This window comes from Nocardia sp. NPDC004582 (assembly GCF_053602115.1).
The window spans coordinates 1-18,175 of the sequence record NZ_JBSGCY010000131.1 but is presented as its reverse complement, the minus strand read 5'-3'; the positions used below and the strand labels follow the sequence as shown (position 1 = coordinate 18,175).

At 70.8% G+C, this 18,175-nt stretch carries 1 protein-coding gene and 1 pseudogene; one reads left to right on the top strand and one right to left on the bottom strand.

The features are described 5' to 3' along the window. Positions 1 to 16,665: pseudogene (locus ACWELJ_RS27435) on the bottom strand (hypothetical protein); the annotation flags it as partial. Between the two features lie 348 nt (positions 16,666 to 17,013). Here ACWELJ_RS27435 and ACWELJ_RS27430 point away from each other — a divergent pair. Further along, the gene (locus ACWELJ_RS27430; RefSeq protein ID WP_452369015.1) at positions 17,014 to 17,157 is read left to right on the top strand and encodes a hypothetical protein; all 144 of its coding nucleotides are present in this window, start codon (positions 17,014 to 17,016) and stop codon (positions 17,155 to 17,157) included. The last annotated feature ends 1,018 nt before the right edge of the window (positions 17,158 to 18,175 follow it).

The following is an 18,175-nucleotide window of genomic DNA, read 5'->3' as shown; positions in this document are numbered from 1 at the left end:
GTCGCCCCGGGCCGCGGCGGCGACGAGTTCGGCTCGGGCCGTGGCGAGTTCGCGGGCTGCGGCCTGTTCGGGTGTCTCGGCGGCGCGGGCCGCCGCGGCGGCGGCATCGGCCTCGGCGGTGCGGGTGGCGGCCAGGAACTCCTCGGCCCGCTGGTAGCGGTGGACCGCGTCACGCAGCGGGATCAGATCGTCGGTCCAGATGTCGCCCCAGGTCAACGGCATCCGGGACAGCTGCCCGATCTGGTCGATGGCGTGGTCGATGCCGCGGGGTGCGGCCGGGTCCGTGGTGACCAGCGCCTCCAGGTCGGCGCGGGCGGCCTCGGCCTCGCGCTGCCAGGCGTCGGCGGGCGTCTCGCCGGGCTCGGTGCTCGCCGCCATGCCGTGCCGCAGTTCGGTCTCGAGCTCCCGCACCCGGGTCCGGGCCCGATCGACTTCGGCTGCCGCCGTGGACAGATCGTGGATGCGCTGCTCGTTGCCCGGCAGCTCGCCGCCCTCCGCGCGACTGCGGTTGGCGAGGTAGTCCTGGGTGCCCGGCAGGTTGTCGGGGGTCAGATCGCTGTCGGTGAGCGGGCGGAACACCTCGCCCTCGCGCTCGCGCCACATGCGGCCCTTGGCGTAGTCGAGGCCCTCCTCGGCGACCCGCAGCTCGTGCCGCGCTTCCGCGAGTTCGGGTCCGACCGTGCGCGGATCACGCGGCGGCGCTTCGGGTTCCGGCGGATTCGTGAGGTCGTGATGCTCGGCCGCGAGGCGTTCGAGCAGATCGATATCCGCCTTGCGGGCCCGGATCTCCTCGCGCATGGCCTCGACGACGTGGGAGAACTCCTTGGGGGTGAGCCGCTCGTGCTTCTCGATCTTGCCGTCGCGGTAGGCCTCGTACACCTCGATATCGCGGGCCTTGCCCACCACCCGCACGATCTCCGAGACCTGTTCGGGGCTGAGGAGTTTCCGTGTATCGGTGACGCTGTCGCGGTAGACCTGGTACGCCGCGCCCTGGTCACCGACCTTGTCGCTCAGCGTGCGCAGGACCTCGCGCAGCTGGTTCGGGCTCATCCGGTCGTGCAGCCTGGACAGGCGGTCCTCGTAGATCTTGACCGTCTTGTCGATATTGGAGGTGTCCACGCCCAGCAGACGCGACCAGACCTCACCGGCCTGAATCAGCTCGCCCGCCAACGGCGGTTCCCCGACGTGATCGCCGAACAGCGAGCTCAGCAGCTCGCGGCCGTTCGGATCGTGCACGGGCAGCTCGCCGTCCACGGCACGCGGATCCGTCCGCGGGTCGTAGCGCAGCCCCTCACGATGCGGATCGAGTGCGGTGATCTCCTCGATGTAGTGGGTCAGCGCGTCGATGGCATGCGCCCGGCGCTCGTCCGGCCGGAAGGCCATGTTCTCGAAGGCGATGGCGATCGCGTCCGGAACCGTGGTCTTCTTGTCCGGCTCGAACCCGATGATCTCGACCTTGTCGGCGTCCTTGACGGCCTTAGGGGCGTGCAGGTTCTCACGATCGACGTCGAGCAGACGCACCAGCCGATCCCGGGCGGCCAGCACCGCCGTCTCGTGCCCGTTCTTGCGCAGCACGTCGGCGTAGGCGATGAGGTCGGCGAACGCCTGGCGCCGCCGCTCCCCCATCCTGAACCGGGAATCGCCGAACGCCTCGGCCACCGCGCGCGGCGACAGCTGTTCGGGGTCCAGGCCGAGCCGGTTGGCGAGATTGCCCAGCGCGCGGTCCAGATCGTGGAAGGTGTCGATGGCGTCCGCGGTGCGGATGAAATCGGCCATGCCTTCCAGCTGCGAGGCCCGCAGCGAAAGCTCCTGCCGCAGCGACTCGATGCTGCGGCCGAGATTGTCGCCGAGATCGAGGATGACGTCGAGCGCCAGGCGGCGCGCCACCGCGTTGCGTTCCTTCGCCAAGGCATCCGGATCGCGCGGTACGGCCGGCTCGTGGCCGCCCTCGTGCGGTGTGGTGACCCGCTCCGGCGTGGGCTGCACCAGCCGCAGGCCCCGGCCGTCCGCACGCATGACCGCGACCGGCCGCACCCGGCCGTCGACCTCCACGTCGTGGAACCGGACGGCGGGCGTGGCTTCCGCGACCAGGTGGACCGTGCCCTGCTCGTCGAGACCGACATTGCGGTACTCCAGCCGCAGCTCACCGTGCTCGATCATCCGGCGCAGGTCGGGGTGCGCGGCGAGCGCGTCGACCAGGTGGATGTCGTGCGCGCCGTCGCCGCGAATCACCACGAGGCGTTCGGGGCCGCCGTTTTCGCCCGGGAGCAGTGCCAGACCGTGGTCCCGGTCGAGGATGACGCCGCCCTTGGCGTCGGCCCATTCCCGGGCCGCCTGATCGGAGACCTCATGTACACGCTCGCGCAGCTGATCGTCCACGCCGAGGAAATGGTCTGCCGCCGCGGCGAATTCGAGCACCCGCGCGCGTTCGTCGCGCAGGCCCATGCGCAGGTCGGAGATGAGGTGGTCCAGATCGGTCTGAGTCTCGATCCGGTCGAGCGCGACATCCAGCAGCTGGGCCCAGTTCGAGCGCTCGTCGAGCAACTCGTCGCGACGCAGCGCGCGCGTGAACAGCTTGCCCTCGCGGGTATCGAGCAGCTCCCCGTCGACGTCGTCGAAATGCGGCACCCATTCGCCGCCATTGTTGACGCCCTCCACATCGAGGATGGACGGGCGGGGTTCGCGCGCACGGAATTCCAGCGGCGGATCGTCGTGCCCGATGCCGGCCTGCTCGCGCAGGTCGTGCGCCTTGTTCTCCTCGATCTCGAGGGCGCGGGCATGGGCGAACTCCCGCAGGAAACGGCCCAGCGGATCCTTGTCGAAGAAATTGATCTCACGGCTGAACGGAATGTCGGCGTCCTCGACCAGCCAGCGCTGCCCGGCATCGCGCAACGCCTCGACCGCACCGGCGCGGCGCATGGCCCGGTACCGCGCCGCCTCGACCGCCTCGCGCACCGACTCCGGATCGGCCTCGGCGAGCGGGATCCGGAACTCCCGGGCCAGGCGCACGAGATCCACCAGCGCGGCATCGCGGGCGTCCGCGGCGTCCACCAGTGGCTGCGGCACATCCGTACCCCACTCGTGCGCCGCCGGCTCGACGGTCACCGGATCGATCGGTTCCTGTTGCAGCGCCGGCAGTTCCGACTCGATGGTCATCTCCGCAACGCGCAGCGATTCCTCGACCTCGGCGCGCAGCACCGGATCGGCCTCGGTGACGTGCGGACGGTATTCGCCGCCATCGCTGGTGCGCATCGGGATCTGCGCCGGGGAGATGTCGGCGATCCGGCGCGTGAGGCGGTGCACCAGCGGCAGCTTCTCGCGCGCCTCCCACAGCGTCAGGATTTCCTTGCCGATGCGCACCGGATTGAAGTTGGGCTTCATCCCGAGGAAGTCGTGGTCGTGCAGGACGTTATAGCCGAATTCCACAGTCAGCAGCGAGATTCCCGAGGAATCCAGGCGCGAACCGGACGGATACTTCGGCGACTGGCCGTGATAGCCCTGCTGCATGCGCTGCAGCAGGTTGTCGATCCACCTCGGCGACGGCTTCGCGGCGGGTCGCAGCGGACCGAGTTCGGGCCGCGGGATCAGCTCGACCCGCTGACCGCCGTCGGGGGTTTCGACGATGCGGGCATGCAGGCGTTCGCCGTCGGACTCCAGCACCACGTGCGCATGCTCGGAGCCGGGGACGTGCAGGGCGGCGACCATGAGGTCGGCGACGTCCAGGGCGCGGCGCAGGGTCTCGGCGCGGGCGGCGGCGAGCACGGCATCGCGCTGCTCGGCGGTGGTGTGCGCGGGGTCCAAGGCGGATTCGGGGATGCCGAGCAGGCGCGCCCACTCGTCGCGGACGTGAGCCAGGTGCTCGCGTTCGGCGCCGGTGGCGGCGTCGTGACCGCTCAGCACGTGGTCCAGGGCCTCGAGGCCGCCGATGCGCAGCATGTTTCGGAACTGCAGGTCGCCCGCGAGCTCGGGCAGGTTCCGCCGCGCGAGGTCCGCCTCCGACAGACCGAACTCGCCGGCGAGGCGGTCGCGGAGTTCGTCGAGGGTGAAGACCCGGGATTCGGCGCTGTCCGGATCGTGCGGGCGCTGCGACCAGGTTTCCAGTGGGCGTTCCCGGACCGGCTCAGCGCCCCCTTCGGGATGGGCTGCGCTCGAGGGCAATTCGCGCATTGGGGCGGCCGATTCGAGAGCCCGGGCCTGTTCCGCCGCCTCGAGCTCGGCCATCCGGCGGTCCAGGCCGGTCTCACGCAGATGCGCTTCGATGGCACGGAGATTCTCCGGGTCGGCCTCGGTGCGCCAGTACTCCTCGGAACCGTAGAGCTCCTCGGGGGTCAGCGGCCGATAGTCGTCGGCCTCGCGCATGGGCAGCGGCGGGGCGGACTGGTCCGGGTCACCGAAGAAGCCGCGCGCCTTCGCCATTTCGGCGATCTCGCGGAAATGCGCGAGCGGATCGTTGAGGTGCGCGGCGGCGGTCTCGAGGCCGAGCGCGTCCATCAGTCGCGCGGTGAACAGCACCGCGTTGACCTCGCGGCCGGGCACCAGCGGATCATTGACGGCCTCGCGCAGGAACCGTGCCGCCGCCTGCAGTGACGGGGAATCGGCCACCGGATCCACCGGCAGCTCTTCCGCTTCCACCCGCGGCAGCTCCAGCGTCGCGGCCTCGCTCGGGCGGGCCGGCTCGACGGTCGGGTCCGCACTGCCCGGCGGCTTGGGCAGCTCCACCGTCGGGTCTTCGCTCCCCGGCGGCTTGGCCTCGCTGCCCCGCTCCATCCGCACGGTCGGGTCTTCGTTGCCTTCGAACGTCTTCGACGACGTCTCACCCGGCGACGGGTTCTTGACGGTCGGATCGTCGTTGCCTTCGAAGGTCTGCTCGTTCGAGGCGCTCTCGCCACGCGACAGGTTGACCGTGGGGTCGTCGTTGCCCTCGAAAATCTTCGACGAGGAGGCCTCACCCGGCGAGGTGCCGGGCTCCTCCGGGTCGGGATTCGGTGGGGTGGAGGAGTTTCGGTTCGGGGGCTCCTTGCCGCCGCCGCCCGAGCCGGGCGGGGTCGCACCGGCCGGAGGGGTGGCCGCCGACGGGCTGGAGCCGGGCGGCATCGGGTTGCTCGGGCGCGCGGGAGTGGGGCCCGGTTCGCCCTCGTCGCCGGTGCGCCCCTCGTCCGCGGCGCGGGCATGACGCTGGACCTCGTCGAAGCGATCCATCAGGGCGCGGTGCCAGTCGTCGCGGCCCAGGGCGGCGAAGTCGGGAGCCAGGCCCTCCAGACGGGTCCGGATATCGGACAGGTCCCCGGCACTCAGATCGTGGTCGTGCCAGACGATTTCGCCGTCGGGGCCCGCGGTCGCGTACTGGCGCGCGAAGAGACTCGGGGACAGTTCGTCACCGCGGCGACCGCCGCCGAAGGCGAGGCTGTGGTCGATACCGCTGATGCTCCCGTCCGCGGTGATCAGCCAGTTGGCGAGGTTGCGATCGGGGATGCCGACGAGTACGTCGAGCAGACCGAGGCGGCGGCCGTCGGGGGTGGTCAGCACCGTGTCCAGGCTCGGGTCCAGGGGATTGGTGAAACGGTCCGCGCCACGCTCGCCGGGCATCACCTCCATGTACACCACCCGGTCCTCGACCTGGTGCACCTTCGGCACATTCGCGCCGACCGCCTGGCCGACCAGCGCGACCAGCGCCTCGGCATGGGCGTGCTGAGCGAGGGTGACGACCTTGCGGATGAGCTGCGTCGGCGGCTCGGTCGCGAAGGTGACCAGTTCGACCCGCTCGGCCATTCGCCCCACACCGGTGCTGAGGACCACCACCTCGGCCTCACCCGCGGCGATCGCGTCCTCGACCCGCTGCGCGAAGGACAGGGTGCCGTCGGGCGATCCGATCTCGGTGTGCGTTACGGATTCGTTGTGCGTCAAGGCATTCGAATCCGAACCGTTCTCCCCGCCGTCACCGTTCGGCGGGCGGGCGGCGGTGGACGGGTCGGTGTTGGGCTGGGTGGGACCCTGCGGGCGGGTGGGGGCGCCGGAAGCGCCGGGGTCCTCACCCTCGCGACCCGTGTTGCCGGACTCCGGGAAGTGGGTGTCGACCCACTCGGTCAGGGCGTCGGCGCGATGCCGGGCGCGGGCCGCGTTCTCGAGCCGTTCGACGGCGCCGACCACCTCGGGAGAGGCGCCGCCCGCCTCGGGGAGCAGGCGGTCGACGGTGTCGCGCAGGTGTTCCGGGGCGAGTTCGGCCTCGGTGACCTCCAGGCCGGTGGTGCGGCGGAAGTCCTCGATGGCTCGGGTGAGGTCGTCGTGCGCGGCAGTGCGGGCGCGTTCGGCGGCCTGATGCGGGGTGTCGGCCGCGTGGGCGGCCCGGGCCTCGAGGAGGCGGTGCTCGGCTTCCCAGCGGGAGACACGGTCCTGCGCGGCTCGGCGATCTTCGGGGGCGGCATGGGCGAGATCTTCTCGGGCGGAAGCCAATTCGCGGGCGGCGGTCTGCTGCGGGGTTTCCGCGGCGCGCGCAGCGGCGGCGGCGTCGGCCTCGGCGGCGGCCAGGAATTCGCGGGCCTGCTCGTAGCGGTGAGCCGCGTCGCGCAGCGGGACCAGCTCGTCGGTGAAGACATCACCCCACTGCTGGGGCATGCGGGAGAGGCGTTCGATATCCGCGAGCGTGCGGTCGAGGCCCTGCCGCACCCAGGCCGGGTCGGCGGCGATGAGGTCTTCCAATTCGGCTCGCGCCGTGTCGACTTCGCGTTTCCAGGCGTCCACCGGCGACTCGTCCGGGCCGATACCGGCCTCGACGGCGCGGCGCATCTCGGACTCGAGGTCGTGGACCCGGGACCGCGCGCCGTCGTGTTCTTCGACGGCCGCCGCCAGATCGGTGAGACGCTGTTCCAGGCCCGGCAGCTGTCCGCCCTCTTCGGCCGGACGGTTGGCGAGATAGTCGGCGGTGCCGGGCATCCGCTCGGGGGTCAGATCGCCCTCACGCAGCGGCCGGAAACCGGGGCCCGGGTTCTCGCGGTAGGCCCGGCCCTGCGCGTAGTCGCGCCCGTCGGCCGCGATCCGCAGTTCGTGCCGGGCGGCGGCCAGATCGGTGGCGACCGCGCGCGGATCCCGCGGCGGGCCCGCGGGCGGACGCGGTTTCGTGAGCGCGTCGTGTTCGGCGGCGAGCTTCTCCAGCAGCTTGATGTCGGCCTCGCGCGCGCGGACGTCGGCGCGCAGTTCGTCGATGGTGGCGGCCAGTTCCTTGGCGCTGAGCCGCTCGTGCTTCTCGATCTTGCCGTCCCGGTAGGCCTCGTACACCTCGGCGTACCGGGCGCTGCGGACGCGGCGCACCAGATCGGACAGCTGGTCCTGGGACAGGATCTTGGCCGGATCGGCGGCGCTGTCGCGATAGCGCTCGTAGGCCTGGGTCGAATCGCCGGTCTCGCGCAGCGTGGTCAGCACATCGGCGAACTGCTTCGGAGTGACCCGATCGTGCAGGCCGCCGAGCTGCTCGGTGTAGATCTTGACCGTTCTGGCGAAGTCGTTCATGTGCACGCCGAGCAGGCGCGACCACACGGTGGCCGCCGCCGACGGATTGTCCGACAGCGGCGGCTCACCGATGGAGTCGTTCATGAACGCGCGCAGGAGCGCCGGCGCGTCGCCGTCGTGGATCGGCAGTTCGCCGTCGACGGCGCGCGGGTCGGTCAGCGGGTCGTAGCGCAGGTTCTGGCGGAACGGATCCAGTTCGCCCAGCACACTGCTGTATTCGAGCAGGGCGGCCAGTAGTTCCGGGCGGTCGGCGGAATCCCGCAGCAGGTTGTGGATCGCGTCCAGCAGTGCGTGCTTGTCGGTGTTCTTCGAGTCCGTCGTGAACCCGATGACCTCGCCGTCCTTGGTCTTCGGCTTGCGCGGGGCCAGATCGTCGGGCTCCACGTCGAGCCGGCTCGCCAGCTCCTTGCGGGCCGCGAGCACCGCCTTCTCATCGATGTTCTCGCGCAGGACCTTCGCGTACTTGATCAGGTCGTCGACCGCCTGCAGGCGGCGCACCTTGCGCACGTTCGGATCGGCCATCGCCTCGGCCAGCTTGTGCGGCGTCAGCGTGTCCGGGTCGAGGCCGAGCCGGTGAGCCAGCTGCTGGAGCGTGCGATCGAGATCGTGGAAGTTGTCGATGGCGTCCGAGCTTCGGATGAAGTCGGCCATGCCCTCGATCTGGGCGGCACGCAGCGAATTGTCGTGGTGCAGGTCGGCGATGGTGCGGTCCAGGTTCGCACCGAGATCCATGTCGTAGACCGACAGGCGCGCGGCCACCGCGTTGCGTTCGGCGCGCACCACGGCCGGATCCCGCGGTGCGGCGGGCGCGGGGGACGGCTCGGCGTGCGGGATCCGCACCTCCGGTGTGGGCTGCACGATGCGCCACGGCTCGAGGCCGTTGCGCAGCAACGCGACCGGCGTACGCTCGCCGTCGACCTCGACGTCGTGGAATCGGATCTGCGGCGGGTCCACCTCGATGACGTGGAGCCGGTCATTGCCGTCCAGGCCCACCACGCGGTAGTCCAGCCGCAGTTCGCCGCGGTTGATCTGCTCCCGGATCTCCGGGTGCGCCGCCAGCGAATCGACCAGGCGCACATCGTGATCCGCTTCACCGCAGATCACCACCAGGCGGCGCGGCTCGCCCGGGAGCACGGCCAGCCCGCGCTCGGGGTCGAGCATGACGCCACCATGCTCGTTCACCCAGTCGTGCGCGGCGGCGTCGGACAGGTCCGCGGCGTGCTGCCGGGCCTCGGAGTCCAGATCGATGAAATGCTGGACGGCCGCGTCGAGTTCGGCGATCCCGTCGGCCTTGTCGCGCACGCCCATCCGGGCCTCGGCGATGGCCTCCCGCAGGTCCTTCTCGGTTTCGAGCCGGTCCAAGCCGATGTCGAGCAACTGCGCCCAGTTCGAGCGCTCGTCCTGAATCTGGTCGCGGCGCAACGCGTCCTCGAACAGGCGGCCCTCGCGCCGGTTGGACAGTTCCTCGTCCGGGTCGTCGAAGTGGCGCGGCCATTCACCGCCATTGTTGACGCCCTGGAGATCCAGGAAGGAGGGGCGCGGGCGGCGGGGGCGGAACCGCAGCGAATCGTCGTCCGGGCCGACGCCCGCCTCCTCGCGGCGGCGCGCGGCCTTCTCCTCCTCCGTCCGGATCGCCTCGGCGTGTGCGAACTCGCGCAGGTAGCGGCCCAGCGGATCCTTGTCGAAGATGCTGACCTCGCGGCTGAACCGGATCTGCGCGTCCTCCATGAGCCAGCGCTGGCCGACATCACGCAAGGCCTCGATCGCGCCCGCGCGGCGCATGAGCTGGTAGACGGCCTCGTTCACCACGCGGCGCAGGGTTTCCGGGCTGTCGTCGGGGATGTCGATACCGAGGCCGCGGGCCAGACGAACCAGATCGCCCAGGGCGGCGTCGCGGGCGGTGACCGCGTCGACCAGCGGCTGCGGCAGGTCCGAGCTCCACTCGCGCGGCGCGGGCGGATCGAGGACGGGGCCGCGGTCGAGCGGCTCGTGTCGCGGCTCCGGCATCTCCGACTCGATCGGCATGTTCGCGCCGCGCAGGGTCTCCTCCACCTCGGCGCGAATCCGCGGATCGGCCTCGGTGACCCAGGGGCGGTACTCACCGCCATCGCGGGTGCGCATGGGGATCAGATTCCCGGCGACATCGGCGACCCGTGCGGTCAGGTGCTTGACCAGCGGCAGGCGCTCGCGCTCCTTCCACAGGGTCGCGGACTCCTTGAGGATGCGCGCGGGGTTGAACTTGTCCTTGAGATGCAGCAGCGCTTCGTCGTGGGTGACGTAACCGATCTCCATCGCCAGCATGGTCTGGCCCTTGGAGTCGTTGCCCGAACCGGACGGGTACTTCGGCGACTGACCGTGATAGCCGTGCATCATGCGCCGCCACATGCGCTCGAGCCAACCCGGCTTCTTCTCCGGTTCCTTTGTCTCCGGCGGGGTTTCGCGCGGCAGGTCGGGGCGTTGGATGACCTCGGCGCGCTTGTTGCCGTCGGCGTCCTCGGTCACCCGGATGTGGACGCGCTCGCCGTCGGCCTCCAGAACCACGTGGGTGTGATCCGAGCCCGGGTGGTGGAAGGTCGCGACCATCAGGTCCGCGACATCGCCGGCGTGGCGCAGGGTTTCGGCGCGCAGCTCGTCGAGGGCTGCCCGGCGCTGCTCAGGGGTGGTGCCGGCCGGATCGAGCAGGGATCTGTCGACGCCGAGCAGGTCCGCCCAGCCGTCGCGGGTACGGGCAGCGCGCTCACGTTCCGGGCCGGTGGCGTCGTCGTGACGGAACACCGCGTCGCGGAGTGCCTCGATTCCGCCCGCGCGCAACAGGTTCCGCAGCTGCTCGTCGCCCACGATGCGGGGCAGCAGATCGTCCGGCGTGGATTCGGGCAAGCCGAGACGGCGCAGAAGTTCGGTGCGCAGCTCCTCCAGAGTGAGCGTGCGCGGCTCCCCGCCCTCGGGCGCGTGCGGGCGGGCGCCGAGACCATTCGCCGGGTCATGGAAGAAGCCCTCGGCCGCAGCGGCTTCGGCGAGATGCCGCAGCGCGGACAGCGCATCCGGGCGCTTGGCCAGCGCCTCCACCACGCCGAGCGCGTCGGTGAGCCGCGCACCGTAAACCTGATCCTCGAGACTCCGCGGGCGCTCCCCCGCCTCCGCCTCCGCCGCGCGCAGACGGTCGAGCGCCGCCTGCAATCCGGGCGACGCCTCCGCCGGATCGGCGGGCGGCTTGGGCGACTCCGCCTCCGGACGCGGAATCTCCACGGTGGGAGTCTCATCCGGGTTGGGCTGGTCGGGGCGCTTCAGCTCGACGGTCGGCGTCTCATCCGGGTTGGACTGCTCCGGACGCTTCACCTCGACGGTCGGCGTCTCATCCGGATTCGACTGCTCCGGACGCTTCACCTCGACAGTCGGCGTCTCATCCGGGTTCGTACCCGTGCGCTTCACCTCGACGGTTGGGGTCTCGTTCGGGTTTGTACCCAACGGTTTCGACCGGGGGCCGGTGCCGTCCGACCTGGCACCGTCGCCGGAACGCGGTGCGGTCGTGGAGGGCGGCACGGGGGTGGACGAGCCCGGAGGGGTGGGGCGAGCCGCGCGGGTCGGATCGTTGGCGGAGCTGGTCACGGACTGTTTGGCCGCGGTTTCGCCGGGGGTGGGTTCGGGGCGGCCACCGGCGAAGTCCCACATGTACTCGGCGCGGAGGGCCGACAGGCGGGCCTCGGCGTCGGCCATGCGGGCCTCGAAGCGCGCCTCGTGCTCCGCCTGGCTGCCAGGCTCGAGCTGGTCGGCCATGTCGTGGAACCATTTGGCGCGCTTGGCATCCATCTGGGCGACCCAGTCGGCCTGGATCGCGCGCTGCTCGTTGAACCAGGCGTCCGGATCGTCCGGGGTGGCCGCGGATCGGCGGGGCGGTCCGTCGTTCGGCGGCCGGCCATCACCGGCCGACGCGGTCTCGGGGTCCGGCCCGGGGCGCGACTCCGCCATGGGGCCGCGCTCGCCGACGGGGCGGGTGGCCGGGGCGGGGTCGGGGCGGCCACCGAGGTCTGCCCAGAGGCGGTCGGCGCGTTCGGCGGAGCTGCGGGCCATGTCGTCGACTTCGCGGGCCTGCTCGCGGAACAAGCGTTCGTCGGTGCTGCCGGGAGGCGCGGAATCGGCCATCTCGTGCAGGAAGCGGGCGTGCTTGGCTTCCATGTCCGCGGCGAAGTCGGCGTGCTCGGCCATCCGCTGGTCGAACCAGCGTTCACTGCCCACCTGAGGTTCCGTTGCGGGAGTGCGGGATTCAGGGGTCGGTTCCTCGGCGCCGGGAGTGCCGGGCGCGACCGGTTCCTCGGCACCGGCGATCGGCTCATTGGATTCGCGCTGGTCGGGCTGGTTCGGGTCGGGACGTTCCGGCCGGTTCGGATCGTGGGATTCCGACGAATCCCCGGACGAGTCACGGGATCCCAGCAGGTCGGGTCGGCCGTCCGTGCCGGGCCGGCGATCAGTGTCGGTGATCGCGGGCTCGCGCTCGGCAGGCACAGACTGATGCTCGCCAGACGCGGACTGACGCTCACCAGACCCGGGTTGACGCTCCCCAGACCCAGACCCGGACTCACGCTCATCAGTCACCGACTGACGCTCACCAGACCCGGCCCCAGACTCACGCTCACCAGGTGCGGGCTCACGCTCGGCAGACCCCGGCGCACGCTCGGCAGACGCGGGCTCACGCTCGGAGGTCGGGGGCTGGTGGTCTGCGGACGCGGGCGGCTGCTCGGTGGACTCGGGACGGAGTTCGGGAGGCGCGGAGCGGTGTTCGGTGGGCGTCGGGAGATGGCCCGTCGGGGGGTGCGGCTGGAGGACGCCCGCGTCCTGGGCGGCTACACGGAGCATCTGGTACATCACCTGCGACGCCTCGGCGGCGTCGCGGCCGTTCAGCATGACGTCGCGGAAGCCTTCGGCCAGCGCCTCGCCTTCGTGCAGGGCGCCGCTCTTGTCGAAGGCGTAGTCCGGCAGCTGGTGTAGCCATTCGGTGAAGGCCTGGGCGTCCAGCGGAGCGCCGCGGGTGGCCTCGAAGTGCGCCGCGAGCGCCTCGGTCAGCTCGTACCGGGCCTCACGGCCACCGGCGAAGTCCAGCACGTGCCCGAATTCGTGGACGATGGCCGAATACACCGGCCGCGCATCGGATCCCGCCACATGCTGGCCGTTGTCGACTTTCGCGCGAATCAGCGCGTCGAGGCCGTCGGCATCGGTGGCCCACCGGGCGTTGAGCACGAGACGATCCGCGACCGGGCGACCGTCCTCACGTCCCGGGTAGACGGCGGCGACGGCATCGGGATCCTCAGGGATGACACCGATCTCGACCCGGTTCGGCTTGACGCCCGGGTGCTGAGCCAGCATGTCCTCGAGCGCGCGGCCGTACTCGCGCAGCGTTTCCACATCGCTCGCGGAGTGGAAGTCGACGGCCGGGATTTTCAGCTCGTTCTGAATGTGGTCGACGACGCCCTGGCGATCCAGGCCGCTCCAGTGGTCGACGATCGCCGGGACCTCGACCGGCTCGGGCGGCGACAGCACCGGATCTGGTTCGCGCGAGGGCTTTCCGTCGTCCTCGGACCGCATCGGCTCGGGGCGATCATCGGCGGGTACGGCGGCGGTGCGGGACTCGGCCCGCATGGCGTCGGGGTGCGCGCCGGTCGGCTCGGTGCCGTGCTGCTGGTCGCCGGTTCGAGTGGCCGGTTCAGCGGGCTCGCGGATGATGTGGGCATTGTCCGCGGCGCGGTCGGTCAGCAGGCGGTGCAGGACCTTGGCCGGTTCGCTGGCGTGGTCGAAGTTCAGGGTGACGTCGACGAACGCCTCCGCCAGCGCCTCGGCGTGATTGATGCTGCCGTCGGCGTTGAAGGCGTAATCGGACAGCTGCGAGAGCCAGCGGAGGTACTCGACGGCCGTGGTGTCGCCGTGGGTGCTCAGGTAGTGGTCCAGCAGCGCGTTCGCGAGTTCGGCGTGGGCCGCGCGGTTTCCGGCATGGTCGATCGCGTGCGCGAGTTCGTGCAGGAAGACCGCGTACATCGGGCGCTCGGCGGATCCTCTCGGGAACGAACCACGTGCCTCGCCGTTCCGCACGATCTCGGCCATGCCGTCCGGATCCAGCGCGTGTTCCAGCCGCACCACGATCTTCTCGGTCACCAGGTTGCCGTCCGGGGTTCGCACCCGCACCGCCTCGGCGAGGGAGTCCTCGAAGACCGGCGTACCGATCTCGATGCCGCGCAAGGTGATCTTGTTTCCGGCCGTGGCGTCGTCGAGCGCGCGGGCGAACTCGCGCAGCACCTCCGGATCGACGGACGGATTGTCCAGGCCCTCGAACGTGGTGATCCCGAACAGGTCCTTCATCTCGCGGATGATCCCGTCGCGATCCAGCTCCGACCAGAAGTCGTCCAGGCGCGGCGACCAATCCGCGGGCGGGTGGGCAGGACCCGGATCGGGCGTCTCCTCGTGCGACGCCGCATGGTCCGAGTCAGCCGAATCCCGTTGATCAACCGTCCTTTCCGACGGATCGTGGGCTTCGTCACGCGAACCGAGGCTGTCGTGGCGGTTCTCGGTGAAGCCGTGTTCGGACGGGTGTGCCGGGTCCGGCGCGTGCAGGGGTACGGCGTCGCGCGCAGCCGCGTTGAGCCGATCCACCATCAGCTTCGACAGCTCGGAGGCGTCGTCACCGTTGAGTTTGACGTCGCGATACGCCTCGGCCAGCGCCTCCGCTTCGTTGAGCATGCCGTGCTCGTCGAAGGCGTATCCGGGCAACTCGCCGTGCAGCCAGTCGGTGAACTCGGCGAAGTCGGCACCGGCGTGGGTCTCCACGTACCGGTTGGCCAGGGCGTTCGTCAGGCCCTCGCGAGCTGCCATCTGGCCGTAATGGTCGACCAGGTGACCGAATTCGTGCACGATCACCGCGTAGAACGGCCGCGCATCGGCGCCCCGCACGTGGAAGCCGGAGGCCACATCCGCGCGGATCACCTGCTCGAAGCCCGCGATATCCATGGCCCACCGAGCGTTGAACACGATCCGGTCGGGCGTCCACGGGCCGCTGCCGTCTTCCGGACGCGTGCCTTGCGCGATGGCGAACGGGTCGGAATCCCGGAGGATCAGGCCGATCTCGACACGCCGCGGCTTGATGCCCGGGTTGTCGGCGATCCCGTCTTCCAGGGCGCGGCCGAACTCACGCAGGATTTCCACGTCGTCGACGTAGGCGAAGCCAACGGTCTCGATGCCGAGGTCGTTGTTGATCCGATCCAGCACGCCTTGGCGATCGAGGTCGGTCCAATGGTCGACCACGGCCGGCGTCGGGATCTCGATAGGCTCCGGCGGCTGCAACACGAGTTGCGGTTCGTGCGTGGGCTTCTCGCCGCTCGGGCCGTCGTTGCCGTTGTGGGGCAACGCGTTCTCCTCGAGCGTGCTGAGCTCGGGCGTGGGCTCGCGGTCGCGGCGGGCGGCCGGACCCGGGTCGTCGCCGGCGGGGCGGGCCCGATGTTCGGGCGTTTCGTGCTCGTAGACAGGGTTGTCGGCGGCGTGGTCGCGGTAGACCCGCTCCAAGTGGTCGTGGAGGATCCGGGCGGGCTCGCCGGCCAGGTCGCCGTTGAGGACGACGTCGGTGAAGGCCTCGGCCAGCGCCTCCGCGTGGTCGTACATGCCGTGCTCATCGAAGCTGTAGCCGCTCAGCTCGTCGTGCAGCCAGCCCAGGAATTCCTCGGCATCGCCGCCGTAGGTGCGCTGGAAGTGGCGCTCCAGCGCCTCGAAAGCGTCCAGGCGGGCGTGCATCTGGGTGGTGAAGTCGATGGCGTGCGCGAACTCGTGCACGATCGTCGAGTACAGCGGGCGGTCGCCGGACCCGGGGACCAGGTGGCCGTTCTCCTCGGCGAGCCGGACCCGTTGGGCGAGATCGGCGGGGTTGCGGGCGAAATGCTCGTTGAGGGTGAGGGTGTCGGCGAAGTGGCCGTCCCCGTCGCGGCCCGGATCGACCTCGGCGAAAACGGTGTCGTCGTCGAGCGGGGCGATGCGGACTTCCATCAGCTCGGTGTCCGGGAAGCGGCCGAACATGTCCTCGATGGCGCGAGCGAATTCGCGCATCACCTCGACATCGACATGCTGGTTGTCGAAGCCGGTGACGTCGAGATCCCAGTCCTCGTGCAGCTTCTCGGCGATGCCGTCGCGATCCAGCGTCGCCCAGTCGTCCTGCGGCCGATGCGACCAATCGGCCCCGTCTCCGGCATCGCTCGCACCGGAGCCATTGTCGGCATCGTGCCGCTGCTGCGGCCCCGGATCGTCGGACGGAGGAATCGGCAACTCCCGCTGCCGCATCCGCAGCCGCCGCCGCACCGGCTGCCGATCCTCACCCGTGGCGGGATTCCGATCGTCGCCCGGCCGGTCCGACTCACCGACACGCACATGCGTATCCGTCAGGTGCAGCAACCCCGCCCGCACCGAATCCTTCAACGGATGCCAGGCTTTGCCGTCGGCGTCGAACAGAATGGCGTGCACGCCCGCGGTCTCCTTGGGCACCTGCGGCGGGAAACCGTGCTCCAGACCGGCGGCCGGGTCCTTGACCACGATCTCACCGCCCTCGTTGACCATCACATAGGCGTGCGCGCCCACACCGTGCTCGTCGACGGATCCGGCATAACGGTCCACTACCAGGGCGGAGGCGCCGTCGCCGAGCTTCAGGAGACGTCCCGCGATGGCGTCGTGGCCACTCGGCCGGTCCGGACGATCGGGGTGCTTCGGGAAGTCCTGCAACTTGCCGCCCGCACCGGACACCAGTTCCTCGAGGCTCATCCCCTCCGGGCCGACCCGGCGCGTGGGTGGGCGAACGGATTCGTTGCCGGTGATCTCACGCAGCAGGCGCAGGGCCAGCTCGCCGCAGCGGCCGCGGTTCTTCGCGCGGACGACATCCGGGCCATTCGGTGCGGGATCGGCCGAATCCTCGGTGCGGACAGGGGTGTTCGAGGGATCGTCAAGGGAACCGGGGTGCGCCTTGTGGCCGTCGGTACGCTCGGGCGGCGCTCCACGGCGGGAATCGCCACGGCCGGAGGGCTCCGAACGATCCTTGGCCGCGGCAGAGGTTTCGTCGCCGGCATGACGCTCGCCCGCAGTGCGGCGCTCACCCTCGTGGGCTCGGACCTCGGGTGCGTCACCCAACGGAATCGGTGCGACCACGAAGCCGTCTTCGGGTGCGGCCCCATCCTTGACCCGCTGATCCCGATCCGCCGGAAGCGAATCACGGTCGTGCCCAGCCGATTCCGAATCGGTCCCGTCACCACGATCCCGGCTGACCGAATCCCGGCGCGACTGCTCGTCATGCACCGGCTCGGAAGCATCCGATCGCGGCCGCTCGCCCGCAGGCCGGTTCTCCTCGCCCGCAACTTCCTCGTGGCGGCTTGAATTCGGTTCGCGCACAGGCTCATCGGCGACCGGATCCCGAACGTCCCGCACCAGCCGATCCGCCACCTCCGACGTTGCGCCCGCATCCCGCGGCACAGCCGAGTCCGCCCGCGCGTCCGCGTCATGAGGCACATCGCCATCGTCCCGAGCCGCCGAATCGTCCCCGTGCCGCGAGGCAGGCTCATCACCGCGAGCGACTTCCAGCTCACCATCGCGCCTGGCAGTGGGGTCGTCACGCCGACTCCCCGGCTCGCCCTCACGCCGTGAGTTCGGCTCGTCCTCAGGCCGCGCGGTCGGGTCATCCTCACGCCGCGCGGTCGGGTCATCCTCACGCCGCGCGGTCGGCTCGTCCTCAGGCCGGGCGAACGGCTCCTCCTCACGCCGGGTCGAGGGCTCATCCTCGCGGCGGCCGGGCGGGTCGTCGTCACGACGGCCTGACGAATCGTCCTCACGTGCAGCCGGCTGGTCGGGGCGGTTCGGTTCGGTCGGCTCGTCAGTGGGGCGACGCGATTCCGGATGCTCGTCCGAGTGGTCTCGGTTGGCCGGGTCGTGGTCGGCGGGTGGCTCATCAGAGTGACCGTCGACGGGCTCGTGAGAATCGGTGGGCTCGCCGGCGGGGTGAGCGGCGGTAGCGTCCGGCTTGTCGGAGGGGTGGTCGATGGTCGGGTCGACATCGTCGCGTGAGCGCGTGGTGTCGGTGGGCTGTTCGACAGGGGTGCTGGAATCCCGACTGCCACCCGACTTTTCCGATTCCAGCGGGGTGTCGTGGTCGGCTGGGCGGACGGGCGCTTCCGACGGGTCGCCTTCGGGCCGGGTATCCGGGCGGTCGGCGGGATGGGAATCCGCGCCGGTGGAATTCGGATGCGGGTCGGAGGAGCGCGATTCCGAGATATCCACGCGGATGTCGGAGGTACCGGCCTGGCTGTCGGTGGGCGTGGTTTCGAGGCGCGGGCTAGCCGACTTCGGCGCCTCGGAGGGCGGCCCATCGGACTTCGGAGCCTCGGCCCGTGGGGTATCGGGCTTCGTGGCATCGGACTTCACGGCATCGGTGCGCGGGGTGTCGGTGCGCGGGGTGTCGGGGGCCTTTGGGGCGGTGGTGCCGTCACCTGCGCGGGGGGTGGCTGCTCGGTCCGGGGTTGCGGTGGCGGATTGTGCTGCGCTGGTGGTGTGCTGGGCTGTGGCGCCGGCGGGTGTGGTCGAGCCCGGGGCGGCGTTGCCGCCGGAGGAGGCGGCGACGCCGTCCCGCAGAGCGGAACCCCGGAGGCGTACGCGGAGGCGCGCTCCT